A 24,705-nucleotide genomic window follows, 5' to 3' on the forward strand; every position below is an offset into this window, starting at 1 on the left:
CACTCTTCTCCCCCTCGCGGCGCCCCCCGCGCCTCCCCGGCCCCGATCCCCCCCCCACCCCTCCCCCCCGCCCGCGCGCCCCCCCCCCCCCCCCCCCCCCCGCAAGGCGTTGATACAGGGGAAATGATGATGCAGGTTGTGAGCCACCGGCTGAGGATCGAGAACCTTTCAAGTTGGCTTGAAATTGACGGCAACGCCTTCGAATCCAATATCCGGACCATGCTGGGAATGTTGCAAGGGCGCGCCATGCTGTGCGCCGTGATCAAATCTGATGCGTACGGCCACGGGGCCGACCTCTTGATTCCCTCCTTGGTGCGCCTGGGGGTGCCCTACATCGGTGTGGGCTCAAACTCAGAAGCACAGGCGGCCCGACTTCACGGCTACACGGGCAGGCTTCTGCGGGTCCGCGCCGCTGCACCCCAGGAAATAGCCGCTGCGGTGGTCCATGATGTGGAAGAACTCGTGGCCGACCCGCAGAGCGCCTGGGAACTGAGCAGGATCGCCGCTGAGGCTGGACGCAAGATCCGGATCCACCTGGACATCAACTCCTCAGGAATCAGCAGGCACAGCCTTGACGTATCGTCACCCCTGGGCAGGGCCAGTGCCGTAGGAATGGTGAGCCATCCGCAGCTGGAACTGGCTGGCATCATGACGCATTTTCCCTTGGACGACCTTGAACATATTGAGCAAGGACTGGTGCGCTTCAAAGCCGACGCCACGTCCATCCTGCGGTCTGCGAACGTGCCGCGGAGGCAGGTTCTGCTTCACGCGGCGAATTCGTTTGCCACGCTGAATACGCCGGCAACGTGGCTTGACATGGTGCGGACGGGCGCTGTTCTGTATGGCGATTCAGACCCAAGCCACGCGGGATTCCGGCGCTGCCTGGCATTCAAAGCGCGGATCGGATCCGTGAACAACTATCCGGCCGGAAGCAAAGTGGGCTACGGGCATACCCATACGCTGCAAGCGGCTTCAAAGCTGGCCACCGTGACGGTGGGATACGGCGACGGGTACCGGCGTGCACTGGGGCGCGGCGGAACGGTCCTGGTCCGGGGCCATCGGGTGCCGGTTGTTGATGCGATCTCCATGAATTCCATGGTGGTGGACGTCTCTGCCCTTGACGACGTGCGGCCAGGAGACGAGGTGGTGCTGTTTGGTCGTCAGGATGGCGCGGAAATCACGGCCGGTGAACTGGAGTCTGCAAATCGCGGGATCCTCGCAGACCTGTACACGGTGTGGGCCAAAGACGCCCGGATCCTCGCCGCTGATGCCGTCATGTGAGAATGGCGTGAGCGCTTGGTGGAAGGAGCCGATTCGTGGATGTGTCATCGGAGGCGTCGTCCTTGGCACAAGGCCTTCGCCTTGTTCGCTTGGTAACGGACCGCGAAAAGCAGGGCCGCCAGCTCTTGGGCGTCTCGCAACTGGCCGCGGAATTGGATATGGAGCAAAGCAGGGTCTCCCGCCTGGCCCAGGAGCTGTGCGACCTGGGACTGCTGGAACGGATGGACCGGGGTCCTTTCCGTGTCGGCCCCGGGTTCTTCGGCCTGGCAGCCGCGCTGAATGGTGGCTGGGTTCAGAGGTCGCGGGCAGAGCTGGAGGAATTGGTATCCGCCTTTGGCCTGAGATCGCGCCTCTCAGTGCGGGATGGCGTCCGCGTCCTTCTTTTGCGTTCCTCCACCAACAACTCAGTCCTGGGTGGTTTTGCCAAGCCGGGCATGGTGACGCCGGTCTGGTGCACGGGCGCCGGACGGGCTTTGTTGTTGGATCACTCTCCACGTGAGCTGGAGTCCCTGCTCCGCGACGTGAATTTCATTGGTGTCGGAGGCCCGGCGGCGGCACATTCTGTTCCGGAAGTCCGTGAACTGATGGAACGGGACAAGCCCAACGGATTCGTTGTCGCGGCCGAAGAGTTCGAGCACGACGTGTGGGAGGTGGCTGTTCCGGTGCGGTTCGGAGGGAAGATCCACGCGTCGCTCAGCGTCTTGGGCAGCCGGTCCAGCATTGAGAAGGCGGCACCGGACATCGCCGCGGTGCTGCATGCGGCCGCCCAACGGCTTGGCACCGCAGGCACGGTGCCGGCGTAGGGCTCACGACGCCGCGCGGCCTCCCACCATGGCTTCCAACCACCCGCACCATGAACGGAGGGCTGTGGCGTAGCTTTCACTCTGTGGTTCAACCCGGGTTCTCGGGCCAACGATCTGGAGCGCAGCAGCGATCTCACCCTTGAAGTCCCGGACGGGTGCGGCCAGCGAGTAGAGTCCTGGCTCGGCTTCTTCATCAACAATTGAATAGCCGCGCTCACGGGCTTGGTTGAGCCGGTCCAGGAAGTCTTCAATGGAGGATGGTGTGTTGGGTCCGTGCTTGACGAATTCCACGGTCTTAAAGAGCGTGCGGATTTCCTCATCCGGGGCATCCCACAGGAGGGCTTGGCCGGCATCACTGCAGTAGGCAGGATAAGGCCGGCCCAGCCAGGAACCCACCAAGTTGGCGCTGGCAGGTACCTGTTCACCAATGGTGACTGTGGTGTTCCCGCTTAATACGCCCAGGAAGCATGCTTCATTGGTTTCCGCTGCCAAGCCTTCAAGTGCGGTGAGCCCGTCGGTCTTCAGTCGTTGCTCCGTGACCAGCTGGGCGTCCGCCAGGATGGACCAGTCCAGGCTGTATTCCCTGTTGCTGGTGCGGGCCAGGAAGCCTTCCTGCAGGGCGCCTTTGAGGCTCCGTGATACTTGGCTGCGGTCCTTGTCCAAGTGGGCCGCGACGTCGGCGACGGTACCGCCGTCGTATCCTCGGGCGTGACGGGCCCCAACGGCCAGGATGGACATCATGCCTCGGCCCATGCTGGAGGTCTTTGACATGGAACGATTCTAGCGACACGCAGCCCTAGTGAATGGCGAACACCCTGGCCGGGAAGCCGCTGCCTTCCAGGGGCTTGGCCCAGGACGCAACCAGAACGGCGCCGGCCTCGGGCAACCCGTCCAGATGCGCCAGAAGTTCGATCTGCCATTTGTCCTGTGCAAGGACGTAGGTCTCCAGGCTGAAGTCCTGCCGGGAGGTGGCTACGCCAGGGTCCGTATCGGTTTGTTCGTGGCCCACCGCAGCCACGTCCCGATGTTCGACGAGGTATTCAAGGACCTCCTTCGACCAGCCCGGGGTATGGCTTGTTCCGGATTCGTCCTTGTTGGCCATGGCCCCATTGTCGGGCCAGCGGTGGCTCCATCCTGTGCGGAGGGCCACGAATGAACCGCTGGGGATTGCTCCGTTTCGCGCTTCCCAGGCTTTGATGTCGCCCAGTGTGGGGGTGGCGTCACTGTCCGTGCGCACGCGGTGGCTGATGTCCAGGACAACCAGGGGAAGAATCATCTCGTCCACGGGTATCTGGTCCAAGGTCCGTCCGCCGCGCACAAAATGCGAAGGAGGGTCCACGTGGGTACCCCACTGGCCCACTATTGAGTAGCGGTGGGCAGTGAATCCGTCGCCCTTCTCCATATCGAAGAGAGCCTCGCGGGATTCATCCGGGAAAGCGGAGAACCGGGGCTGGCCGGGGTGGAAGGCGTGCGTGAGGTCCGTGAAGGTTCTGTTGCGGAGCAGGGGAGCGAGCTCGTGCCAAAGTCCTGTGGTCATGAGGCCACGCGGCTTTCGGCAACCGGAGTCAGAACGCTGCTGGAGACGCTCAGGGGCCCGGACACTTCAATAACGGGTACCTCCCAGGGGTGGATGTCCACGATCCTCTGGACCAGTTGGTGAACCGCGTCGGCATCCAACGAGTCATCAAAGTAGGAGGTGAATACGAACGTCGGCGAGATAGTTCGTTGTCCTACGCGGCCCAGTGTGGGGTTTGCGCCCTCGGCAACGGTGAAGCCCTCGTAGCCTGCGGAGGACTCGAAGACATGGTGGTAGTTGCCAAAGCCGCCCAGCTCGGGGCTTTCTGTCAGTGCTTCCAGCAGGGACGAGATGCCGGCGTCCGCTTCCAGGGCGGCGAGGTCGCCTCCGGCGAGTTGCGTCATGGTTTCGGCCGGGATGGGCCAATGGATGCGGAGCTTCCGAACTGGTTTCAGTTGGATCTTCATGGGTGGAACCTTCCGTGGATATGCGTTCTGTGAGCCATCGTGACACAACGTGACGGGCATTACAAGCATATGAAATTGTCTATATTGCACATTTTGATCTTTTGGATCGGCGATGTGATCACAGCCCCGGCACAGTTTCCCCATGTACAAGGCATAGGCAGGGCGCGTTTCATGGATGCATGACTTCTCCTCAACAGCCGTCCAAGGAACCAGCGGACCAAGATCAGCCGCACCCGAACCATGATCGTGGCCTCGAGTTCGACCTTTCCACCCTCCTGACCCGGCGCCGCTCGCTGGGCGTTCTCGTCGGAGCGGGGGCGTCAGCGGCCCTCGCAGCCTGTACGCCAAGTACGGGAGGCGGCAGCGCGTCGCCGTCGAGCACCGCCAGCGCTACCGCCACTGCGACGGAAAGCACGACGGCGGCCGCCTCGCCATCGGCGACCAGCACTGTGACACGTGCCATCGCCGAATGTGGGGTGGAGATCCCCGAGGAGACACTCGGACCCTACCCGGGCGACGGTTCCAATGGGCCAAACGTCCTGGAAGCATCGGGAGTGGTCCGCCGCGACATAAGGTCCAGCTTTGGCACGTCCACCACGAAAGCCGAGGGGGTGCCACTGACGGTGACCCTGACGTTGCTGGACAATGCGAACGGCTGCTCACCGCTGGCAGGTGCTGCCGTATACGTCTGGCATTGCGACCAGAACGGCAAGTACTCGCTTTACGATTCAGGGCTTGAGAACGAGAACTACCTCCGGGGTGTACAGGAATCCGATGCGAACGGGCAGCTCACGTTCAGCACCATCTATCCCGGCGCCTATAGCGGCCGCTGGCCACATATTCACTTTGAGGTATTCGAATCCATGAGCAACACCAGCGCTGCCGGGCAGGTGCTCGCGGTGTCGCAGATCGCCCTGACGGAGAGGGCCTGTAACGAGGTTTATGCCACTGAAGGCTATGAGACGAGTGCCCGGAACTTCCCCAACACCACTCTGGCCTCGGACAACGTCTTTGGTGACGATGGGGGTATATACCAATTGGCGACTATGTCCGGTTCGGTTGCCGGGGGCTATACGGCGGCCTTGAACGTCACGGTTTAGGCACCTGGCGGCCTGGAGCGGGGCTAGACTCGGGGGCATGTCTCCGAATGCCTCTGCCGCCATTGACCATATCCAGGACCTCGGTACGTATGTAGCTGCGTCGCCTTCAAGCTTCCACGCGGTTCACGAGGCCGCCCGTCGCCTGGACGCGGTTGGATTCACTGGCCTGGATGAACTGCAGCCGTGGGACGGCGGAGCGGGCAAGTTCTACGTGATCCGCGATGGCGCACTCATCGCATGGGTGACTCCGGAGAACGCTGGCCCCACCACGGGATTCAACATCCTGGGCGCCCACACTGACTCGCCGTCCTTCAAACTCAAGCCAAAGCCCACCACGGGCAAGTTCGGGTGGCTGCAGGCCGGCGTCGAGGTGTATGGCGGGCCACTCCTGAACTCCTGGCTGGACCGTGAACTGCAGTTGGCGGGCCGCTTGGTGCTGCGCGACGGTACGCAGCACCTGACTGCCACAGGACCCCTCCTGCGCTTTCCACAGCTGGCGATTCACCTGGACCGCGGGGTCAACGACAATGGCCTCCACCTGTCCAAGCAGCAGCACATGAACCCCATTTTCGGCCAGGGAGATCCCGCTGGGGAGGATCTGCTGGCACTGCTCGCCGATCGCGTTGAAGGCGCCACTGTGGACGCTGCCGATATCGGCGGGTACGACGTCGTGGTGGCAGACACCCAGGCGCCGGCGATTTTTGGAGCACATGGTGAGTTATTCGCTTCAGGCCGCATGGATAACCTTTCCTCCACGCACGCTGGCCTGGTGGCGTTGATAGCGCATGCGGCCGCCGCACCCGCCGATGGCCCGATCGCCGTCCTTGCGGCCTTCGATCATGAGGAGATCGGCTCCAACTCGCGTTCCGGCGCCTGTGGCCCCATCCTTGAGGACATCCTGGTACGCATCTCCGACGGTCTTGGCGCCTCGGTGAGCCAGCGGCGGCAGGCGCTGGCGGCGTCGTTTTGTGTTTCCGCGGACGCGGGCCACGCTGTCCACCCCAACTACGCGGAGAAGCACGATCCCGCGAACAAGCCGCTGCTGAATGGCGGCCCACTGTTGAAGATCAATGCCAACCAGCGCTATGCCACAGATGCCACAGGCGCGGCACTGTGGGCCCGTTTGTGCGACGAAGCCAATGTGCCTTATCAGGAATACGTCTCCAACAACGATCTCCCCTGTGGTTCCACCATCGGTCCCCTGACCGCAACCCGCCTCGGAATCCGGACGGTGGATGTGGGCATTCCGCTACTCTCGATGCACTCTGCCCGCGAGCTGTGTGGCGTGGAAGATCCGAAGAGGCTGGCTGACGTTTCGGAGTTGTTCTTCCGGACTGCCGCCTGAGGGAAAGCCTCAAGCGGTCATTTCAGGGCCATTTCAAAAGTTTCCTATAGGAAACATTAGATGCCCTGAGGTTTACATTTTGTGCATGGTCCCTGTTTCGGAGCAGGCAAAATGTTCGGTTGCACAGGATCGGCATCGTTGTAGCAGGTTAGCGTGAATTAGTCATGTGGCCCGTGGCACACCACTGAGGCCAATTCCCAAAACCTAAAGGACGGCGCCGATCCATGCACGCTGACCAACAGCTTTCCAAGTCCCTGAAGCCGCGCCACCTGTCCATGATTGCCATCGCCGGCGTCATTGGAGCAGGTCTGTTCGTAGGCTCCGGCGCTGCCATTCAGCAGGCTGGCCCGGGCATCCTCGTGGCCTACCTGGCCGCAGGCCTCGTGGTCATTCTCGTCATGCGCATGCTTGGTGAGATGGCTGCGGCCAACCCTGAAACCGGCTCGTTCTCCACATACGCTGATAAAGCCCTTGGCCGTTGGGCAGGGTTCAGTATTGGCTGGCTCTATGCGTGGTTCTGGATCATCGTCCTCGGCATCGAGGCAACGGCGGGCGCCGCCATCATGCACCGCTGGGTTCCCGGCGTCGATCAATGGATCTGGGCATTGGTTCTCATGGTCCTCCTGACCCTGACGAACCTCGGCTCGGTGAAGTCCTACGGCGAGTTTGAGTTCTGGTTCGCGTCCATCAAGGTCGCTGCAATCGTGATCTTCCTCCTCGCCGGTATTGCCGCGATCCTTGGCCTGATGCCGGGCGTTTCCGCACCTGGCGTTGCGAACCTCCTGGATCAGGGTGGTTTCATGCCGAATGGGCCGGGCGCTGTCCTGGCGGGCATCCTCGTGGTGGTCTTCTCGTTCTTCGGCGCCGAAATCGCCACCATTGCAGCCGGCGAATCCGAGAACCCCGTGGACGCCGTCAAGAAGGCCGTGAAGTCCACGGTGTGGCGCATCCTGATCTTCTACATCGGATCCATCGCCATCGTGGTGACGCTCCTGCCTTGGAACGACGCCTCTGTTGCCAAGAGCCCCTACGTTGCCGTCATCGAGCTCTACGGCATCCCGGGCGCGGGCACCATCATGGACATCGTTGTCCTCACCTCGGTGCTCTCCTGCCTGAACTCCGGCCTGTACACGGCCAGCCGCATGCTGTTCTCTCTCTCCCAGCGTGGCGATGCTCCCAGGTCGTGGATGAAGATCTCCAAGCGCGGCGTTCCGGCTGCAGCTGTCCTCGCGTCCACCGTGGTTGGGTTCGTCACCGTTGGCCTCAACTACATCGCCCCGGACACGGTGTTCCTGTTCCTCGTGAACACCTCCGGTGCCATCGCGCTCTTCGTTTGGCTGGTCATCGCGACCTCGCAGCTCATCCTGCGCAAGCGAATGGGTGCAGCAGCCAAGGACCTCGATCTCAAAATGTGGTTCTTCCCGTACCTCACGTGGATCGCCATCGCTGCCATCGTGGCGCTGATTATCGGGATGGTCATCATCGAATCCACCCGTGAGTCCCTGTTCCTGTCCCTCGCACTGGCAGCTGTCGTCGTAGCCATCGGCGTGTTCCGCTACCGCAAGCGTGGAGCAACCCCGCCCCGGGCGACTACAGCGGAAGCCGAGCGCTCCGAGGTTGGTTCCGGGCCGGCGTCGTAAGCGTCTTTACCGCGGGGCAGCTGCCGTCAATGTTCGACGGCGGTTGTCCCGTTTCGCTTTAACGGGACCAAGCAGCGGCTACTGCGCCAGCCCGATGACCAGGTTGATGGTGACGGCCAGGATGACAGTGCCGAAGAGGTAGGACAGCAGGCTGTGCTTCAGGGCTTCGGCGCGGATCCGGTGGTTGCCAATGTTGGTGTCCGATACCTGGTAAGTCATCCCCAAGCTGGTGGCGAGATAGGCAAAGTCCGTGTACTGGGGCGGGCGGTCCTGGTTGAAGCTGATGCCGCCCACTTCACCGCCGGCGTCGGCCTCCGGGCTGTAGTAGAGCTCCGCGTAACGCAGGGTGAAGAGCGTTTGGACCAGCATCCAGGACAGTGCCACGCAGGCCAGCGCGAGAGCCGCAGAAGACAGGCGGGCGCCCGTTCCTTCCGTATGCGAATTGACGATCACGGCGGCCACAGCGGCAAGGCTGGCAAGGTTTGCCACGAGTATCAGCAGGTCCGTGACTCCCCTGGAAGGGTCCTCGGAGGTGGCGTGTTGTTCAGTCTGGGCCGGATCGAGGCGGGCGATCACCAGCCACACCCAGGCCACGTAGACAAGCGCTGCCACGGCCCAGCCGACGGCCGGTGCATCCACCCAGTTGCCTGGGACTCCAGTGACGACGAAGGCCACGGCGCCGGCTAGAACCATGACGACGAAGCGCGGCCGGCTCCGCCTCACCCTGACCTTGTCCATGTGCACAGCCTAGCCAGTGGGAATGTCTGTTCGGGGTGACGTTTCGCGCTTCTTGTCTGCCTGGAGGATGCCGTCCCGGACGCCGGCGCGGATCACGTAGTACAGGGCATACAGCCCGATTGCGGCGAAGACGACCGTTAGGACAAGGGTGTTCAGGGGTGTGGCATCCATGGCCCCACCCTAGCGGGACGCCATCACGGGGACAGGAATCCACGGATTGCCGTTCCTCGTGTTAGTGTCTTTGTCGCTGTCGAGGAGAAAAACGAAACGCTGGTTCTCCTGATCACCTTGCGCGGGTGGCGGAATGGCAGACGCGCTAGCTTGAGGTGCTAGTCCTCGAAAGGGGGTGGGGGTTCAAGTCCCCCTCCGCGCACACGGAAACCCCCGGAAGGTCATCTTCCGGGGGTTTTGTCGTCTATGGCCGAGGCGTCCGGGTGCTGGCCTACGCGCCTGAGCGCGGGGCAAACATGATCACGGCGACGCCTACTACGCAGATTGCGGCGCCGATGATGTCCCAGCGGTCCGGTCGGAAGCCGTCCATCAGCATTCCCCACGCCAGCGAACCCACAATGAACACGCCACCGTACGCGGCCAGAACGCGGCCAAAGTGGGCGTCGGGCTGGAAAGCGGCAAAGAATCCGTAGATCCCCAGGGCCAGGATGCCCAGTCCTGCCCACCACCAGGCCTTGCCTTCACGCACGGCCTGCCAAATGAGCCAGGCCCCACCGATTTCTGCGACGGCAGCCAAAACGAAGAGGACGATGGACTTCAGGGTGGTCATGGTCCCAGTATTCCGTGCCCCGGCGCTGGGTTATCCACATACGCAATCCGGCCGGTTCCAGCTCCGGATCCCCTCGAATAGCTTTGGGTGCAGGAGATGCACTAAGATATTGAAGTCTGTGTTGCGCCCTCCTTCCGAGTCTTCGGCGGGGGAGTGAGCCACAGCATCGCAAATGAACCTCCTGTTACGGAAATACCGTAACCGCTTAGCCCAAAGGAGGTGGGTTCACATATGCGTCCTTACGAATTGATGGTAATCATCGACCCCGAGGTCGAAGAGCGTACCGTAGAGTCGTCGCTTCAGAAGTTCCTCAATGTCATCACCACCGATGGTGGAACCATCGAAAAGGTTGACATCTGGGGCCGTCGCCGTCTGGCATACGACATCAAGAAGAAGTCCGAAGGTATCTACGCAGTGGTGAACTTCACCGCAGCACCGGCTACCGCCAAGGAACTTGATCGCCAGCTGTCTCTCAACGAGACGATCATGCGCACCAAGATCATCCGCCCTGAAGACCAGAAGGTCGTTGCTGAGTAATCAGCCCCTTCAAGATCTTTACTACGCAGGAACGAACAAGGAGGCAGTAGATGGCAGGCGAAACCACTATTACGGTCATCGGTAATCTCACCAATGACCCCGAGCTGCGGTTCACCCCGTCTGGCTCAGCAGTAGCGAACTTCACCATCGCTTCTACTCCCCGGACCTTTGACCGCCAGTCCAATGAGTGGAAGGACGGGGAAACCCTGTTCCTCCGCGCATCGGTATGGCGAGAAGCAGCTGAGAACGTGGCCGAGTCCCTCACAAAGGGCATGCGCGTCATCGTTTCCGGCCGTTTGAAGAGCCGTTCTTACGAAACCAAAGAAGGCGAAAAGCGCACCGTAATCGAGCTTGAGGTCGACGAAATCGGCCCCAGCCTGCGTTACGCAAACGCCAAGGTCAACCGAACCCAGCGCTCCGGCGGTGGCCAGGGTGGCTTTGGTGGCGGTAACGCCGGTAACTCCGGTGGCTTTGGAGGTGGCGCTCCCGGTGGAAACCAAGGCGGCGGCAACTCCGGTGGAACCTGGGGCGGCAACCAGCCCGCACAACAGCAGGATGACCCCTGGGCTACGCCCGGTGTCAGCAACGCTGGCGGCTGGGGCAACGGCCCCGATTCCGAACCTCCCTTCTAAACAAAAAATAAAAGTCCGACGCCGGACACTCACCGGAACTGCCGCAAGGCACCAAGGTGCCAACCGCCGTCGAACACCACCATCCCGTGGATCAATATCCACGGGCTCCATAGAAAAGGAGCTCCACGATGGCTAAGGCTGAACTCCGTAAGCCCAAACCAAAGTCCAACCCCTTGAAGGCCGCTGACATCACTGTCATCGACTACAAGGACGTAGCACTGCTGCGCAAGTTCATCTCCGACCGCGGAAAGATCCGCGCTCGTCGCGTCACTGGCGTTACCGTTCAGGAACAGCGCAAGATCGCCCAGGCAATCAAGAACGCCCGCGAAGTTGCTCTGCTGCCTTACTCCGGCGCTGGCCGCGGCTAAGGGAAGGGATTAACTAACATGGCAAAGCTCATTCTGACCCACGAAGTAACCGGTCTCGGTGCTGCTGGCGACGTTGTCGAGGTCAAGGACGGTTACGCACGTAACTTCCTGCTGCCCCGCGGCTTCGCTCTGACCTGGACCAAGGGTGGCGAGAAGCAGGTTGAGTCCATCAAGGCTGCCCGCGCTGCTCGTGCCCACGCTTCTGTCGAAGCTGCTCAGGCACAGGCCCAGGCTCTGTCCTCCAAGAAGGTCAAGCTCGAGGTGAAGGCCGGCGAGTCCGGTCGTCTCTTCGGCACCGTCAAGCCTGCTGATGTCGCTGCTGCTGTTGAGGCCGCTGGCCTTGGCGCCATCGACAAGCGCAACGTTGAACTGCCGAACCACATCAAGTCTGTCGGTTCGTACACGGCCAACGTTCGCCTGCACGAGGATGTTTCCGCTGTCATCGACCTCGAGGTCGTTGCAGCAAAGTAGTCTCTGACTGCACCTGAAGGCCCCCATCACCGGATTCCGGTGGTGGGGGCCTTTTTGTTCGGCGGGAGACCTAAGGTGTGTGGAATTCGTCCATGACGTGGTGGTAGCCCGTGCGGATCATCTCGGCGAGGACACCGCGGTCCACGTCGTCCAGTTTGTTCACGTAGAGGCATGCGGTGCTGGTTTTGTGCTTGCCGAGTTCGGGGAGCAGGCGGTCCGCGTCAGGGCCTTCCGTGACTCCGTAGAGGACCAGGTTTGCCTTGCGTGGTGAGAAGCCGACGGCGGCGGCGTCACCTTCGCGACCGCTGTCGTACTTGTAGTGATAGCTGCCGAATCCGACGATCGTAGGACCCCACATCACGGCTTCCTGCCCGGTGATGTCCCGCATCATGTCCAGCAACTCGAAACCGTCTTCGCGCCGCTTCGGATGTTCCACGGAGGCCAGGAATTCTTCCACGGACACGTCCGTGGGCTGGGTCTTGTTCTCTGCCATGCTGGTAGTTTCGCAGACGCGGGGCAGGCCCGCCAGCAAGCGGTGATAGCCTGCAGCGGTGACTTCAGAAGCCCTGCGCAGCCGCCCGTTCCACCAAGTGGACGTCTTCTCCGACCAGCCTTACCTCGGCAACCCGTTGGCCGTCGTGGTCGACGCGGAAGGCCTCAGCAGCGAGAGAATGCAGCACTTCGCCCATTGGACCAATCTTTCCGAGACCACGTTCCTCCTGCCTCCTACTGACCCCCAGGCTGACTACAAAGTACGGATCTTCACGGGCAGCGAGGAGTTCCCGTTCGCCGGTCACCCCACGCTGGGTTCGGCGCACACGTGGCTCCAGGCCGGGGGAGTGCCCAAGACTGACGGCGTCCTGGTTCAGGAATGCGGTGCGGGTTTGGTTCGGGTGAAGCACGACGCCGGCAGGCTGGCTTTCGCTGCACCGCCGCTGACACGCTTCGGCCCGGTGGACGGCGGCGTCCGTGCCCAGCTCGCTGCCGGATTGCGGCTTCCTGAGGACGCACTTTTGGATGCATCGTGGCTGGTCAACGGCCCGGAGTGGATCGGCGTGCTCCTTGGATCAGCCGAGCAGGTGCTGTCCATCGAACCGGACCTCGTGGCCATGGGTGACCTCAAGGTCGGGGTGATCGGCCCGCACGAGCCGGGTGCCGCCGTCGACTTCGAAGTGCGCACCTTCATTCCGGGCGACGCCATGGTGGAGGACCCGGTCACGGGCAGCTTCAATGCCGGCGCAGCCCAATGGTTGATCGGCAGCGGCAGGGCACCCCGGGAGTACATAGCTGCCCAAGGCACTGCGTTGGGCAGGGCCGGCCGGGTCCACGTCAAAGCAGAAGACGGAGAGATCTGGGTAGGCGGAGCGTCGGCCACGTGCATCCAAGGCACGGTGCTGCTGTAAATCCTGGCTAGGACCTCTTGGCCCGGGTCAGCACCACCACAAGGAAGATCCCGGCACTGAAAACGGCCTGCACCATCACCACCAGCAGCGGAACGTAGCCGAGGTACAACGCCACCACCAGCGGTATGGTCGCCAGGACTGTCACGTCCAGGCCGCGCATCAACGAGCCGAGTTGAGCACGGGGAACGGGGCCGAACGGAGTTTCAACCGGGGGAGCCGTCCAGTCCGGCGGTGTTCTGGTGGCCGCGCGGAGCGTGCCTGCGCCCATGCCAACACCTGCAAGGGCGCCGACACCGATGAGCCAGGGATCCGCAGCACCGAGCAGAACCAGCAGCCCGCTCAGGATCGCCATCCAGAGTGCCATCGCAGCGCATGGCATGAGCGTCCGGCTGGTCCTTACCAGTGCCGGGTGCAATGGCAGGAGTGCGTCGAGTTCCGGAACCAGGGCAGTCTTGCGGGCCACACTTCCCATACCGGAAGCCGTGGCACACCCTGCGATCACGATGACCGCCAATTGGGCGAATTCCGGCAGCCCGCCTTCCACGAGCAACATGGCGATGCAGGCAGCAAGCCACAGGATTGGTGGCATCAGCGGGGGATTGAGTCGGAGGAAGGCAACTACATCGGCGCGGATCAGGGCCCTCAGCGGTCCGCCGGCGGGCCGGGCGTAGAACCTGGCTGCCCTGCCGCCGTCGACGCTTTGACGGCCTCCGCTCAATGCGCGCAGCACCTCGTTGGAGTCCATCATGAACAGGGACGCTCCGGCGTGACCGGCCACGGCTCCGCCCCGGACCAGTTCTTCGCCCCGCACCTGCCCGGCACGCGGCACGACAAGCGACAGGAGTCCGACGGCGGCCGCGCCGACCAACGCTGTTGGCCACGGGGACGATGCCAGCGCGGGAAGGATCGAGCACCCAAGCAGGACCGCCGCCGTCGTTGCTTTGCCAATCCGCGGTGACAGCAAACGAAGCTGTTGCAGGGCTGCCAGAACCAGCGCAATGGCCCCGGCAGCGCCGAAAGACAACGAAGCGAGCAGGTGCTCCCTGGGAGCGCGGTCAACGAAGGTCACCATGCTGAAGGGCAAGTAGATGATTGCCGAACCAGCCGCAGTGAGTACGACTTTGCGGAGGAACGGCGGCAGGACCATGGGCCGGCGGTCGATCGGTAGCGTCAGCCACCAGCTGCCCTCGGCTCCGTTCACGGTCATCGGACCGAGCTTGCGGGCCAGGTTGCCGATGACCAGGAGGGCCGCGAAGGTCACGGACGTCCACAGCACCTCTTCCGGCAGGACGAGCCACTGCGTCCGGATGATGCCGTTTGCGGTGGAAGCCCGGTCAGCAATCTCGTTGCGCAACGCCAGGACAAACGAGGCAGCGATGGTCAGGGAAACGCCGATTCCCAGGCCCCAGCTGTAGGCATCGACGAAGCGTTCGCCCCATGAGGTCCGGCTGCGCTTGTAGCGTCGGGAGGACCGGTGGGTGAAGCGGACAATTGCGGCGGCAAGTTCCCGGCCCTGCGTGGACGGGGAAAGGGTGACTGTGTCAGGACCCGGCAATGATCGAGGCCCCCTGCTCAGGATCGAATTCCTGGACTTCCTCGTCAATGACCAAACACGTGGAGGCCGTGGCGAGCAGCAACTGCGGATCGTGGGTCACCAGGACTACTGCGCCACCTTCTTTGGCATGCGCCGCTATGCGTTCGCCGAGCGCCACCCGCATCCGGGGATCGAGCCGTTGTTCGGGCTCGTCAAGGATCAGGAGCGACGACGGGCGGATGAGTCCAGCGGCGAGCAACAGCCTGCGCCGTTGACCGGAAGAGAGAGCATCCGGGATGGCATGGGACCTGCCCAGCAGCCCGAAGAATTCCAGCTCGTCCTCCACCCGTGCTTCAGGATCATCGAGGGAATGCCCGCGGGCAACAAGGAGCAGGTGCTCCCGGACAGTGAGCGAAGGGAAGAAGAGGTCGTCGTCGAAGACCGCGGATACCTGCCGGCGGAAGGGTATGGCGTCGGGATCTATGAGGAGCCCATGGACTTTCACGTCCCCCGCCAGGGAAGCCTGCCGTCCCGCGATGGTCCGGGCTACCGTGGACTTCCCGGCGCCGTTGACGCCTACGACTCCCAAGACTTCGCCAGCGTCCACGGACGCAGAAACTTCACCGCACACCGGAGCCCCGGCATACCCCACAAGCAGGCCCTCGGCCTCCAGAACTGTCCCCATGCTGCAACCCTACCGGCGGGATTGGCGCGACTCCCTTGCAGCGTTTAGCGTGAGTCCTATGTCAGCATCCGATGCTTCCGCGAGGGCCAACGGCAACCCATTGCTCGTTCTGGGCAAGATCACGTCCATTTTGGACGCCTTTTCCTTGTCGAACCCAGTGTTGCAGTTGGCCGATATCCGCGAGTTCACCGGAATGCCCACCTCAACGGTGCAGCGGCTGGTCACGAATCTGACAACGCAAGGCTTCCTTGACCGGGAGGGCGACGCCTACAGGATCGGCATGAGAATGGCGTACTGGGCGGCGCCTGCAACCCGGGGGATGGAAGTGGTGGACATCCTGAGTCCGCTGCTCAAGACGCTGCGGGACACCACCGGCGAGACTGCATGCTTCTTCAAAGCCGAGCAGCACTACAGGGTGTGCGTGGCTATGGCTGACACGCATCACGCGCTACGCCGGGAGATGCACCTGGGCAAGATCGTCCCGCTCCACGCAGGTTCGGCAGGCCGGGTCTTGTTGGCTTGGTCTCCTGAGCTGTTGGAAGCTGTCCTCCGCGACCCCCTGGAATCAATCACGGACTTCACCATCACCAGCTCCGAAGAACTGGAAGCCGCGGTCAAGAAGACCCACGCCGATGGATTCGCGATCACGGTGGGTGAGCGGGAAGACGGCGCTTCAGGCCTGTCCGCCCCGGTCTTCGATTCGGCCGCTGGCTTGGTGGGCGCCGTGACCATCAGCGGACCAACCCTTCGCATGCCGTTGGAGACGTGCGAGGCCTGGGTTGAGCCCTTGCTCGCTACCGCTGAACACATGACCAGGCTGATCGGCGGCCGGTTCCCCGGCGAGAGCTGAACCGTAGGGAGAAATGACGATGGCCGCGAAATATCCAACAGTGGACGCCTATATATCTGCCCAGCACGAAGACACTCAGCCGATCCTCGAAGAGATCCGCAGGTGCATTCACGCTGCTGTGCCCGGTGCCGGGGAAATGATCAGCTACGACATACCCACCATCACCATCGACGGGCACTACGTGGTGTACTTCGCCGCATGGGCGCACCACATCTCGGTGTATCCGATTCCACGTGAGGACGAAAACCTGAACGCAGAGATGGAACAGTTCGTCTTAGGAAAAGGAACCTTGAAGTTTCCACTGGCCAAGCCGATCCCTTACGTTCTGATCGCGAGGGTTGCTGCCCGGCTTGCGGCCGAAAAGCTTGCGGCCGAAAAGAAGGAGGGACACTGATGCGCGATTTTGAGACCTTGGTCCAGGAGGCTGTTGAAGCCGACGTCAACGGCTGGGGATTCAGCTGGTTGGACGGGCGCGCTACCGAAGAACGGCCGCCGTGGGGATTCGCGACGCTTCTGGCGGGCCGTCTTGCCACCGTCCGGAGTGCCCTTGATCTGGACACCGGCGGTGGGGAGGTGCTCTCGGAGGCCGCGAGGTTCCCCGAACGCATGGCTGCAACCGAGGGATGGCCACCCAACGCCCAGCGGGCCCGGGACCGGCTTGGCCCCCGCGGGGTGGACATTGTTGAGACAACTGACGGTTCGGGCTTGCCCTTCCCCGACGAGTCCTTCGAGCTTGTGAGTGCGCGGCACCCTGTCAGCCCCGACTGGGAGGAAATCCGCAGGGTGCTGATACCTGGTGGCCACTATTTCGCCCAGCACGTTGGCCCGGCGTCGGCCTTCGAACTGATTGAGCACTTCCTCGGTCCGCTGCCTGAACAGAGGAAGGGCCGTGACTCCGTGGCCGAGGCAGCGGCCGCCGAAGCAGCTGGGCTCACTGTCACGGACCTCCGCACAGCCCGGTGCCGGATGGAGTTCTTCGATGTGGGCGCAGTGGTGTGGATCCTGCGCAAATGTGTGTGGTGGGTCCCCGACTTCTCAGCAGAACGCTACCTGGGCAAGCTCAGGGAGCTGGATGGGCAGATGCGGGCGGGAAACCCCTTCATCGCCCACTCGACCCGGCACCTGATGGAGGCGCGGCGATAGGTCGGAAGTAATCAGAGCAACGAGCGGGCGTCGAGGTCTTCCATGGCCCACGTGAGAATTTTCAGGTCGAAAGGATCGCGCTCTTCGATTCCAAAGAGGTAGGCGTCGAAGTCCCAAGGCCGGGCGTTCCCACCGTTGGCCCAATACCAAGCCCACAAATCGTCCACGGTGATCTCGTGTTCCAGGATCAGCGTTCGTGCCGTCTGGCGTGAGTCTTCCATTGGCCTTCCCCACTGCTGACGCAGCATCGGACTGCGTCAGGCTGATTGACGTTGATTTCCGCTTCCGGAAACCCGTTTTCATGTTTTCACGTTCAGTGTTCATCCGAAACCCCCATCGCATTGCGAATACTATGGGAACCTCCGAGGGAAACTACCGCCTGAAAAGGGACCTCGCAATGAATCAGGAGCACAGCGTGGATTCTGCCCGGACCTTTGAGTCGATCGTCATTATCTTCAATCCCAACAGCACAGGTGATGCGCCTGAGCTGGCGCAGCAGTTGCAGGGCCGGTTGAAGGAACTCCTCACGTACCAGCCCGAAATCACCCTTCAACCGACGGAACATGCCGGCCACGCCGTCGATCTGGCGCGGGATGCCGCTGCCAAGGGCGGCGATGTCCTTGTGGTCTCGGTGAGCGGCGATGGCGGCTACAACGAGGTGGTCAATGGTGTGATGCAAGCCGAAAACCCGAGGGCCGTAGCGGCAGTACTGGCCGCGGGAAATGCCAACGACCACAGCCGGATTATCGGCACCAAACCCTTGGAAGAGGCCATTGCAGAGGGCCACGTTCACAACATTGACCTTCTCCGTATCCATACCGGCCAAAGGGAGAATGAACCCTTCGAATATGCGCATTCGTATATAGGATTCGGACTCACCCCCGTTGTAGCAACTGAACTGGAAAAGGGGAGCAAGGGGGCCTTGAAGGAGATGGTCACCGTCATCAAGACCTTCTCCGAGTTCCAGCCCTTCGCCATTCGCCAATCTGACGGGAAGCGCCGCAAATTCGACAGCCTTGTCTTCGCCAATATCAATGAGATGGCCAAGTACGCCACGTTGAGTGAAGCAGAGCAGCACCCGTCCGATGGGAAGTTTGAAGTCATCGTCTTCCCGCACATGCCCAAATGGCGTGTTCTGTTGACTGCCCTCAAGGCCACGACGCAGGGGTTGGGTGATCAGCCGAGTGTGAGCAGCTACGAATTCACCACGCTTAAGCCGTTGCCGTACCAAATGGACGGCGAAGTGAAGACCGTGGAGGCTGACGTCAAGGTCACGGTGGAGTGCGCTCCCCAAGCTTTGGCTACCCTCGGCTAAGCCCGTCTTAACCTGCTGGGACGCAGGCGGCAGTGACGAAGTCGTAAATGCGGCCGCGCAGCTCAGGTGACGCCGCAATTTTCACCAAGCCCTGCCGTTCCCCCACTTTGACCCTCAACGGCAGAAGCGTGCCCACCTTGTCCTCGGCGACGGCGTGTGGATCGCAGCGTGCAGGCCGGATGCGCAAGGCCAGTTCGCGGACGGCGTCCCCGGATGCGATGGTGACGTTCCGGGGCCAGGGATCAGAGGGTGTCTCCGCCAGGAGGGTGGTCCCGTCGATGGACTCAATCGTGAGGCTCTGCGTGGCGCCGGCCGGAGTGACGACGAGACGCACGACGGCGGTGCTGCCGTCCGCTGCCACCTCAAGTCCGGGGTCCAACACCATGGTGGCGACGGCGGCGGCTTCTGCAGCGAGGCACAGCTCGCTGGCGTTTCTGGCCAGGACGCCGTACGGATCGGTCGCGTCGGCGGTCTCCTCTACGGGCTCTTTGCTTGATTCGGAGTAATTGAGCTTTGCCTTGATTGTGGCGGAAGCATCTGCCGGCGCTCCACAAGCGGCTGCCGGCAATTCTGCGGGAATGCTTTTGGGCTGCTGGGGCGGCAATTCAAGTCCGTCTTTCGATGGCTGCCAGGAGATGCCGCCGTCGAACAAGGACGAATCCACCTGTGCTCCGGTAACCGTGAGGGGCGTGTCCGTGGTGTTGGTGAGCTGTATCAGGATGGCCATCTTGCCGTATTGGTCCCTGGACTGGTTGATCTCAACGGTAATGGGGGCGGCGCTTCCTCTGGTGGGCTGCGAGCCGGAATCGCGGGAGTCGCACGCGGCCAAGAGGGGCATAGCCACAGCCACGGCCATACCCACAGCAAATGAACGCCACCCTCGGCACACCATGCGATCAGTGTAGGGCGAGGGGTGCTGATTCCTTGGTCGCGGGTACGATATCCGCACGTACTCCGTTCGCGAAACTGACAACGAAAGGCGACACTGATGTCGTTTCAGGCTTACCTCGATGCCATTGAAGACAAGACTGGGCTCACCCCGCGGCAGCTGGTCGACATTGCGGACACCAAGGGCTTCAAGGACCCCTCCGTCAAAGCGGGAGCGATTCTTGAATGGCTCAAGGCCGACTATGACCTTGGCCGCGGCCATGGAATGGCGCTGGTGCATGTCATCAAGAACGGCCCAAAGATCGACAGCAAGCACGTTGGATCCGACGGAGCTCACCGGGACGAGTCGGACATGCTCTGGCTGGACGGCAAGGCCAGCAAGCCAAACCCGTAAGGGGGAGCGGCCTCTGGCGGACAAACAATAAGCATGCTTAGCTTAACGTCATTGCCGCGGCCACATCTGCGCAGAGAGGATCCACATGTCCACCGTGACGCAGTTGTTCCCTTCCCCCTCCGCCGACGTTTGGAAGGTCATCTCCAACGGGTGGCTCTACTCAGGTTGGGTTGTTGGCGCCTCGAGGATCCGAGCCGTCGACGAACAGTGGCCGCAGGTCGGCTCCACCTTGCACCATTCCGTAGGATCCTGGCCCTTCCTCATCGACGACAGCACCCGCGTTACGGGCATGGAAGCAGGCCGGACATTGGAACTCCTGGCGAGGGGTTGGCCCCTGGGCGAAGCCAAGGTTGTGATCACGCTGGAGGACCTCGGAGGCCTCCAGTGCAGGGTCACCATCGCCGAAGACGCAGTCCGAGGTCCTGGCAAGGCAGTGCCCAAGGCCCTGCGGGATCCCCTCATCGCCGGCCGTAACCGCGAGACCCTGCGACGCTTGGAACTTATGGCGGCGGGCGGAGCAGGCAGGGCCTAAAGAGACGTGGCAAGGCGCCCCTAGCGCTCCTCCAACAAGGGAACCGTGGCGGCAGAGCGTCGAAAGTTCCTTCCCCGCCGTCGGACAGCAACTGAAGCCCGGGTTCCGGGATGGCCGTGGTGACCAGGAAATGGGTCCCCCTGTTCAGTTGCCCCCGGGGGAGGTCGGCTGAACGGCAGAAGGAATGACCCAATCGAAGGCCTCGGCCCGGGACCGGGTTCCTTGCGCGGCCTTGGAGCGGTTCGGCTCGCCCAGCTCGGCCAGCAATTTCTCGGACAACACCACAAGCTCCCCGAAGACGCCAGGAGTGAGCCACCCGGGACGTGTTGCAAAGAGGATGTCTTCGCTGGAGGTGTTGCCGCTGGCGCCGGGAGCGAACGGGCAGCCTCCCAGGCCCCCGAGGGCACCGTCAACCATTGCAGCACCGGCCTGGATCGCGGCGAGTGTGTTCGCCACGCCCAAACCCCAGGTGTCGTGGCCGTGGTAGACGATCCGGCGTGCAGGGGACTCGTCCCGCACGCGGGTGATCAGCCGGGCCACCTGCGCGGGAACGGCTTGCCCCAGGGTGTCGCAGATGACGATGTCCGTGGTGCCTTCAGCCCGGGGGTCGTTGGCGATGGCGAGGATGCGTTCCTCAGGAACGTAACCCTCGAAGGGGCAGGTGAAGGAGGTAGCGATACAAAGCTGGATTTGGCCATCCACCGCACGCGCGTACTCCACGGCCTCGGGCAAAGCGGCCAGGCTCTCATCAGTGGTCCGCCCTATGTTGGCCTTGTTGTGCGAATCCGAGGCTGACAAGCAGTACTGGAAGTTCCGCGCTCCGGCGGCGGATGCCTTGGCAACGTGACCGGGCGTTGCCACCCATATCCAGCACTTTTCCAGTTCCTCCGGGGTGAGGGCCTGGACCACTTCCAGCGTATTGGCCATGGTGGGGACGAGGTCGGCGCGTGCCATGGAGCCGAGCTCGATGGCGGGCACGCCCAGGCGCAGCAATTCGCGAACCGTCTCGAGCTTCTGTTCGGTGGGCAGGAGCTTGCCGGTGAGCTGGAGCCCGTCACGCAGGGTGACGTCCCTCAGGATGGTGTCGCCAAGGATTGTGGCCAGCGGGCTGTCAAAGCGGTTCATGGTCGGAGTGCCTCCTCACGGCCTGATGCCGCATTGATCTGTGCTGCATCCATGTTCAGGAGCCCGCCAAGGATTTCTTGTGTGTTTTCGCCCAGGTCCGGGCCGAGGTTCCGGATGGGCAGGGACTGGTCCCCGATCACGGGAACAATGCCGGGGAAGCCCACTCCCGGGAGGATTTCCTCGCCTGTGGAAACGTCGAACTTCTGGATCATGTTGCGGGCAGCGTACTGGCTGTCCGTGCTGATGTCGGCAGCGGTGTAGATGGGTCCGGCCGGGACACCGGCGGTGTCGAGGGCTGCGAGGGCCTCAGCACCTGAAAGGGTGGCTGCCCACTCGCCGATGGCCTGGTCCAGTTCTTCACGCTTCGCCCACCGTCCGGCATTCGTTTGCAGGAAAGGGTCCTCGGCAAGGTCCGGACGGCCGATGGTCTGCATGTACCGCTGATAAATGGAGTCACCGTTGCCGGCCACCACAATGCTCGCGCCGTCCTTGCACACATAGGCGTTCGATGGGGCGATGCCTTCCATCCGGCCACCCACGCGCTGGCGGTCCACGCCGTACGCCTGGTAGTCCGGGATCAGTGATTCCATCATGGAGAACATGGCCTCGTTCAGTGCGACGTCGATGATGCGTTCGGTGAGCGGAACAGCGCCAGCCGAGTCCCGGCGTCGTGCTTCACGCTGGTACAGGCTCATCATGGAGCCGAAGGCGGCGTACAGGCCCGCGATCGAGTCTCCTATGGAGACGCCTACCCGAACCGGCGCACGGTCCGGGTCGCCCACCAGGTTGCGGAACCCTCCGTACGCTTCGGCGACGGCGGCAAAACCGGGCCGCTCGGACAGCGGCCCCGTCTGCCCGAAGGCAGAGATGCGGGTGACGATGAGGTCAGGGTTGGCCTCGTTGAGGACCTCGGGGCCGAGGCCCCATTTCTCCAGGGTGCCGGGCCGAAAGTTCTCCAGCAGGATGTCGCACTTGGCTACGAGCGCCAGGACGGCCTGCTTTCCCGCGTCGGTGCGGAGGTCCAGGACCACGGACTTCTTGTTGCGGTTCAGCGTGCGGTACAGCATGGACGTGTTGCCCTTGTGCAGGCGCCAGTTGCGCAGCTCGTCGCCCGTGCCGGGCCGCTCCACCTTGATGACCTCCGCGCCGAAGTCGGCCAGCAGTCGGCCAGCTGTGGGTGCGGCGATGTAGTTACCGAGTTCCAGGACCCGGACGCCGTCCAGAGGGGCGATTGTTTGGTGTGTCATGGTCTTCTTTCGTGCGTGGTGGATAGGCGGTTGGCGGGGCCGGTCAGAAGCGAGGGCCAGTAGTACCGGATCGAGGCCTTCGTTGGGCCGTCCACTGTGAAGGCTGAATCTGATGCGCACCGTGAGGCAAGCCATATCCCCGATCCCATATTATGAGTTTGAACCCATAATGCAAGCATTTTGGCAAATTAGACTGAACCGATGGACTTCACTATCCGTCCCGCCGACCCTTCCGACGTGGCGGGCATCCTCGCCGCGGATTTGGCAGCCGGGCGCACTTCATCCGCTGACGCTGAGCGGTTCGCCGCGGGTATCAGTGCAGCGGTCGCTGACCCCGCCCGCCTCGTCGTGGTGGCCGAAGCGCACGATGACGCGAACGCGGAAGGCGGGTCCGGCGTCGTGGGTTGGGCCAAGACGCATTTTTGGGACTACCCGGACGGTCTCGCGCTGGCCGGTCACTACTTGGGTGGCGTCACCGTAAGGCCGGATTTCCGACGAAGGGGGCTCGCGGCGGAGTTAACTGCCGTCCGGCTCGGCTGGATTTGGGAGCAGGCGGAAGAAGCCTGGTATGTGGTCAACGCCCGCAATGAGGCCTCATTGGCCCTGCATAGGAAGTGGGGATTCCGGGAGGTTGCGCGAGGTGGTGGCTTTCATACCGTAACGTTCGACGGCGGCGAAGGGGTCCTGCTGATGGCGGCGCGACCGCGGGACTGACCTCGGGAAACGCTTTGGCGGCCTTAGCATGGGTCCAAGGATGCGCCGACTGGGGGAGTGTGTGTGATGGGGCCGTTGGAATCGATCCAAGCCAGCGAGAAACGGGACCGATCGGTGGGCTCGGGTTTGAATGGCCGTTCGCGTTCGACCCGCAAACGGTCTTCACGGCTGAAGAAGCTGGACCTGGCGATCCTGCTGGTGCTGGTTGTCCTTCTTGCCCTTTCCGCTACTCCATGGCCTTCGGCGATGCTGATCCGCAGCGTTTTTGAGCGCGGGGCCCAGTCGACCATCGACGAAATGACGCCCTACGTTCCCGATGCGCCACTGCAAACCCAGGCGGGCGTGGTCTACAAGCCCGGGTCCACCTTCGATGTTTTCAGCCCCGAAGGGACCACCGCCCCGCTTCCAACAGTGGTGTGGATTCACGGGGGCGCATGGATTTCCGGGGCGCAACGCGATGTGAATCCGTACCTGCAGATACTTGCTGCCGAGGGATACACCACCATCGGCATGAGCTATCCGATCGCTCCCGAGGCCACGTATCCCACAGCCGTGCGGGACATCAACGAGGCCCTGGCGTACATAAAGTCTCATGCTGCCGAACTCAACGTGGACACCAGTCGCATCGTCTTGGCAGGCGACTCTGCGGGTGCCCAGCTCGCGAGCCAGATGGCCACGCTCACCGTGAACCCTGAGTACGCCAACCTGATGGGAATCCAACCCGCTCTCCAGAAGTCGGATCTCGCGGCCACCGTTCTGCATTGCGGCGTGTACGATCTCCGGGCCATGGCGGACCTGAGTGGCATCGTCGCCTGGGGCTTCAAGACGTCCCTGTGGGCCTACACGGGCACCAAGGACTGGTCCGCTACCTATGCCGGAGCCACCATGTCCACCATCGACTTCGTCACCGACGACTTCCCGCCGACATTCATCAGCGGCGGCAACGGCGACGGGCTCACCTGGCTCCAGTCCGTTCCGTACAGCAACCGCCTCAAGGACGCCGGCGTTCCTGTGACGGAGCTGTTCTGGCCTGCGAACCATGAGCCTGAGCTGCCGCATGAGTACCAGTTCCACTTGAACTTTGACGAGGCGCGGGAGGCGCGTGACAAAACGTTCGCCTTCCTGTCCGTCCACGCACCGCGACGGTAGTAACGGGGCTGCCCAAATCAATTGTTCAAAGTATCTCCATGATGGAA

Annotated in this window: 31 protein-coding genes and 1 tRNA gene; 19 read left to right on the top strand and 13 right to left on the bottom strand. The window is 62.7% G+C overall.

Annotation, left to right across the window (positions count from 1 at the left end; all coding sequences use genetic code 11):
* The first annotated feature begins 123 nt into the window (after window positions 1-123).
* Window positions 124-1,281 (top strand): alanine racemase, encoded by a 1,158-nt coding sequence (gene alr / locus LN996_RS16200; RefSeq protein ID WP_231341445.1) that lies wholly within the window; start codon window positions 124-126, stop codon window positions 1,279-1,281.
* Between the two features lie 35 nt (window positions 1,282-1,316).
* Window positions 1,317-2,084 (top strand): IclR family transcriptional regulator, encoded by a 768-nt coding sequence (locus LN996_RS16205; RefSeq protein ID WP_231341446.1) that lies wholly within the window; start codon window positions 1,317-1,319, stop codon window positions 2,082-2,084.
* A 3-nt stretch (window positions 2,085-2,087) separates the two neighbouring features.
* Here LN996_RS16205 and LN996_RS16210 read toward each other — a convergent pair whose 3' ends face one another.
* Genes LN996_RS16210 through LN996_RS16220 form a run of 3 tightly spaced genes read right to left on the bottom strand, consistent with a single transcriptional unit; the run spans window position 2,088 to window position 4,067 of the window.
* Window positions 2,088-2,855 carry an IclR family transcriptional regulator gene (locus LN996_RS16210; RefSeq protein ID WP_231341447.1) on the bottom strand — a complete coding sequence of 256 codons (768 nt, stop codon included), beginning with the start codon at window positions 2,853-2,855 and terminating at the stop codon, window positions 2,088-2,090.
* Window positions 2,856-2,880: 25 nt separating this feature from the next.
* Window positions 2,881-3,621 carry a cyclase family protein gene (locus LN996_RS16215; RefSeq protein ID WP_231341448.1) on the bottom strand — a complete coding sequence of 247 codons (741 nt, stop codon included), beginning with the start codon at window positions 3,619-3,621 and terminating at the stop codon, window positions 2,881-2,883.
* Complete coding sequence (locus LN996_RS16220; RefSeq protein ID WP_231341449.1) at window positions 3,618-4,067, bottom strand: hypothetical protein; 450 nt, start codon at window positions 4,065-4,067, stop codon at window positions 3,618-3,620. Before LN996_RS16220 ends, LN996_RS16215 begins: the two co-directional genes overlap by 4 nt.
* Before the next feature lie 179 nt (window positions 4,068-4,246).
* On the opposite strand from LN996_RS16220, the gene LN996_RS16225 reads away from it, so the two are divergent.
* The 3 genes from LN996_RS16225 to LN996_RS16235 all read left to right on the top strand — a co-directional run bounded on the left by LN996_RS16225 (window position 4,247) and on the right by LN996_RS16235 (window position 8,152).
* Window positions 4,247-5,167, top strand: coding sequence for an intradiol ring-cleavage dioxygenase (locus LN996_RS16225; RefSeq protein WP_231341450.1), 921 nt, complete (start codon window positions 4,247-4,249; stop codon window positions 5,165-5,167).
* Between the two features lie 37 nt (window positions 5,168-5,204).
* Window positions 5,205-6,512, top strand: coding sequence for a M18 family aminopeptidase (locus LN996_RS16230; RefSeq protein WP_231341451.1), 1,308 nt, complete (start codon window positions 5,205-5,207; stop codon window positions 6,510-6,512).
* A gap of 224 nt (window positions 6,513-6,736) precedes the next feature.
* Window positions 6,737-8,152: an amino acid permease gene (locus tag LN996_RS16235; RefSeq protein ID WP_231341452.1), complete on the top strand. Its 1,416-nt coding sequence runs from the start codon at window positions 6,737-6,739 to the stop codon at window positions 8,150-8,152.
* A gap of 78 nt (window positions 8,153-8,230) precedes the next feature.
* Here the strand turns inward: LN996_RS16235 and LN996_RS16240 are convergent, their stop codons facing one another.
* Window positions 8,231-8,890: a DUF1345 domain-containing protein gene (locus LN996_RS16240; RefSeq protein ID WP_231341453.1), complete on the bottom strand. Its 660-nt coding sequence runs from the start codon at window positions 8,888-8,890 to the stop codon at window positions 8,231-8,233.
* A gap of 9 nt (window positions 8,891-8,899) precedes the next feature.
* Window positions 8,900-9,061, bottom strand: a complete 162-nt coding sequence (locus tag LN996_RS16245) for a hypothetical protein (protein WP_231341454.1) — start codon at window positions 9,059-9,061, stop codon at window positions 8,900-8,902.
* 119 nt (window positions 9,062-9,180) lie between these two features.
* Here LN996_RS16245 and LN996_RS16250 point away from each other — a divergent pair.
* A tRNA-Leu gene (locus LN996_RS16250) sits at window positions 9,181-9,263 on the top strand.
* 69 nt (window positions 9,264-9,332) lie between these two features.
* Here the strand turns inward: LN996_RS16250 and LN996_RS16255 are convergent.
* Entirely contained in the window at window positions 9,333-9,671 is a 339-nt protein-coding gene (locus tag LN996_RS16255; RefSeq protein WP_231341455.1) for a YnfA family protein, read from the bottom strand.
* Between the two features lie 231 nt (window positions 9,672-9,902).
* On the opposite strand from LN996_RS16255, the gene rpsF reads away from it, so the two are divergent.
* The 4 genes from rpsF to rplI all read left to right on the top strand — a co-directional run bounded on the left by rpsF (window position 9,903) and on the right by rplI (window position 11,679).
* Window positions 9,903-10,208 (top strand): 30S ribosomal protein S6, encoded by a 306-nt coding sequence (gene rpsF / locus LN996_RS16260; RefSeq protein ID WP_011776755.1) that lies wholly within the window; start codon window positions 9,903-9,905, stop codon window positions 10,206-10,208.
* A 50-nt stretch (window positions 10,209-10,258) separates the two neighbouring features.
* Complete coding sequence (locus LN996_RS16265) at window positions 10,259-10,840, top strand: single-stranded DNA-binding protein (protein ID WP_011776754.1); 582 nt, start codon at window positions 10,259-10,261, stop codon at window positions 10,838-10,840.
* Between the two features lie 128 nt (window positions 10,841-10,968).
* A complete protein-coding gene (rpsR, locus tag LN996_RS16270; protein WP_003800144.1) occupies window positions 10,969-11,208 on the top strand; it encodes a 30S ribosomal protein S18 in 240 nt (79 codons plus the stop codon).
* An 18-nt stretch (window positions 11,209-11,226) separates the two neighbouring features.
* Window positions 11,227-11,679 carry a 50S ribosomal protein L9 gene (gene rplI / locus LN996_RS16275; protein ID WP_011776753.1) on the top strand — a complete coding sequence of 151 codons (453 nt, stop codon included), beginning with the start codon at window positions 11,227-11,229 and terminating at the stop codon, window positions 11,677-11,679.
* A 70-nt stretch (window positions 11,680-11,749) separates the two neighbouring features.
* Here rplI and LN996_RS16280 read toward each other — a convergent pair whose 3' ends face one another.
* Window positions 11,750-12,172, bottom strand: a complete 423-nt coding sequence (locus LN996_RS16280) for a DUF1801 domain-containing protein (protein ID WP_231341456.1) — start codon at window positions 12,170-12,172, stop codon at window positions 11,750-11,752.
* 58 nt (window positions 12,173-12,230) lie between these two features.
* Between LN996_RS16280 and LN996_RS16285 the strand changes: the two genes are divergently transcribed.
* Complete coding sequence (locus tag LN996_RS16285; protein ID WP_231341457.1) at window positions 12,231-13,082, top strand: PhzF family phenazine biosynthesis protein; 852 nt, start codon at window positions 12,231-12,233, stop codon at window positions 13,080-13,082.
* Window positions 13,083-13,089: 7 nt separating this feature from the next.
* On the opposite strand, the gene LN996_RS16290 is transcribed toward LN996_RS16285, so the two are convergent.
* Window positions 13,090-14,637, bottom strand: coding sequence for a DUF6297 family protein (locus LN996_RS16290; protein WP_231341458.1), 1,548 nt, complete (start codon window positions 14,635-14,637; stop codon window positions 13,090-13,092).
* Window positions 14,624-15,301: an ABC transporter ATP-binding protein gene (locus LN996_RS16295; RefSeq protein ID WP_231341459.1), complete on the bottom strand. Its 678-nt coding sequence runs from the start codon at window positions 15,299-15,301 to the stop codon at window positions 14,624-14,626. Before LN996_RS16295 ends, LN996_RS16290 begins: the two co-directional genes overlap by 14 nt.
* Before the next feature lie 58 nt (window positions 15,302-15,359).
* On the opposite strand from LN996_RS16295, the gene LN996_RS16300 reads away from it, so the two are divergent.
* Genes LN996_RS16300 through LN996_RS16310 form a run of 3 tightly spaced genes read left to right on the top strand, consistent with a single transcriptional unit; the run spans window position 15,360 to window position 17,294 of the window.
* Window positions 15,360-16,151 (top strand): IclR family transcriptional regulator, encoded by a 792-nt coding sequence (locus LN996_RS16300; protein ID WP_231341460.1) that lies wholly within the window; start codon window positions 15,360-15,362, stop codon window positions 16,149-16,151.
* A 19-nt stretch (window positions 16,152-16,170) separates the two neighbouring features.
* Window positions 16,171-16,545, top strand: coding sequence for an iron chaperone (locus tag LN996_RS16305; protein ID WP_231341461.1), 375 nt, complete (start codon window positions 16,171-16,173; stop codon window positions 16,543-16,545).
* Entirely contained in the window at window positions 16,545-17,294 is a 750-nt protein-coding gene (locus LN996_RS16310) for a class I SAM-dependent methyltransferase (protein WP_231341462.1), read from the top strand. The genes LN996_RS16305 and LN996_RS16310 overlap by 1 nt, the downstream gene beginning before the upstream one ends.
* A gap of 11 nt (window positions 17,295-17,305) precedes the next feature.
* On the opposite strand, the gene LN996_RS16315 is transcribed toward LN996_RS16310, so the two are convergent.
* Window positions 17,306-17,515 (bottom strand): hypothetical protein, encoded by a 210-nt coding sequence (locus LN996_RS16315; protein ID WP_231341463.1) that lies wholly within the window; start codon window positions 17,513-17,515, stop codon window positions 17,306-17,308.
* Between the two features lie 194 nt (window positions 17,516-17,709).
* Here LN996_RS16315 and LN996_RS16320 point away from each other — a divergent pair, with 194 nt between their 5' ends.
* Complete coding sequence (locus LN996_RS16320) at window positions 17,710-18,609, top strand: diacylglycerol kinase family protein (protein WP_308102737.1); 900 nt, start codon at window positions 17,710-17,712, stop codon at window positions 18,607-18,609.
* 7 nt (window positions 18,610-18,616) lie between these two features.
* On the opposite strand, the gene LN996_RS16325 is transcribed toward LN996_RS16320, so the two are convergent.
* Window positions 18,617-19,501 (bottom strand): hypothetical protein, encoded by an 885-nt coding sequence (locus LN996_RS16325; RefSeq protein WP_231341465.1) that lies wholly within the window; start codon window positions 19,499-19,501, stop codon window positions 18,617-18,619.
* A gap of 96 nt (window positions 19,502-19,597) precedes the next feature.
* Between LN996_RS16325 and LN996_RS16330 the strand changes: the two genes are divergently transcribed.
* Together LN996_RS16330 and LN996_RS16335 are read left to right on the top strand one after the other, a co-directional pair.
* Window positions 19,598-19,891 carry a DUF4287 domain-containing protein gene (locus tag LN996_RS16330; protein WP_231341466.1) on the top strand — a complete coding sequence of 98 codons (294 nt, stop codon included), beginning with the start codon at window positions 19,598-19,600 and terminating at the stop codon, window positions 19,889-19,891.
* Between the two features lie 85 nt (window positions 19,892-19,976).
* Window positions 19,977-20,423, top strand: a complete 447-nt coding sequence (locus LN996_RS16335; RefSeq protein ID WP_231341467.1) for an SRPBCC family protein — start codon at window positions 19,977-19,979, stop codon at window positions 20,421-20,423.
* A 144-nt stretch (window positions 20,424-20,567) separates the two neighbouring features.
* Here LN996_RS16335 and LN996_RS16340 read toward each other — a convergent pair whose 3' ends face one another.
* A complete protein-coding gene (locus LN996_RS16340) occupies window positions 20,568-21,548 on the bottom strand; it encodes a hydroxymethylglutaryl-CoA lyase (RefSeq protein WP_231341468.1) in 981 nt (326 codons plus the stop codon).
* Complete coding sequence (locus tag LN996_RS16345) at window positions 21,545-22,795, bottom strand: CaiB/BaiF CoA-transferase family protein (protein ID WP_231341469.1); 1,251 nt, start codon at window positions 22,793-22,795, stop codon at window positions 21,545-21,547. The genes LN996_RS16340 and LN996_RS16345 overlap by 4 nt, the downstream gene beginning before the upstream one ends.
* Window positions 22,796-22,996: 201 nt before the next feature.
* Between LN996_RS16345 and LN996_RS16350 the strand changes: the two genes are divergently transcribed.
* Together LN996_RS16350 and LN996_RS16355 are read left to right on the top strand one after the other, a co-directional pair.
* The gene (locus LN996_RS16350; protein WP_231341470.1) at window positions 22,997-23,509 is read left to right on the top strand and encodes a GNAT family N-acetyltransferase; all 513 of its coding nucleotides are present in this window, start codon (window positions 22,997-22,999) and stop codon (window positions 23,507-23,509) included.
* A gap of 66 nt (window positions 23,510-23,575) precedes the next feature.
* The gene (locus tag LN996_RS16355; RefSeq protein ID WP_231341471.1) at window positions 23,576-24,658 is read left to right on the top strand and encodes an alpha/beta hydrolase; all 1,083 of its coding nucleotides are present in this window, start codon (window positions 23,576-23,578) and stop codon (window positions 24,656-24,658) included.
* Window positions 24,659-24,705 lie beyond the last annotated feature (47 nt).

Source organism: Arthrobacter sp. AK01 (genome assembly GCF_021109375.1).
In the GTDB taxonomy this organism is placed as follows: Bacteria; Actinomycetota; Actinomycetes; order Actinomycetales; family Micrococcaceae; genus Arthrobacter.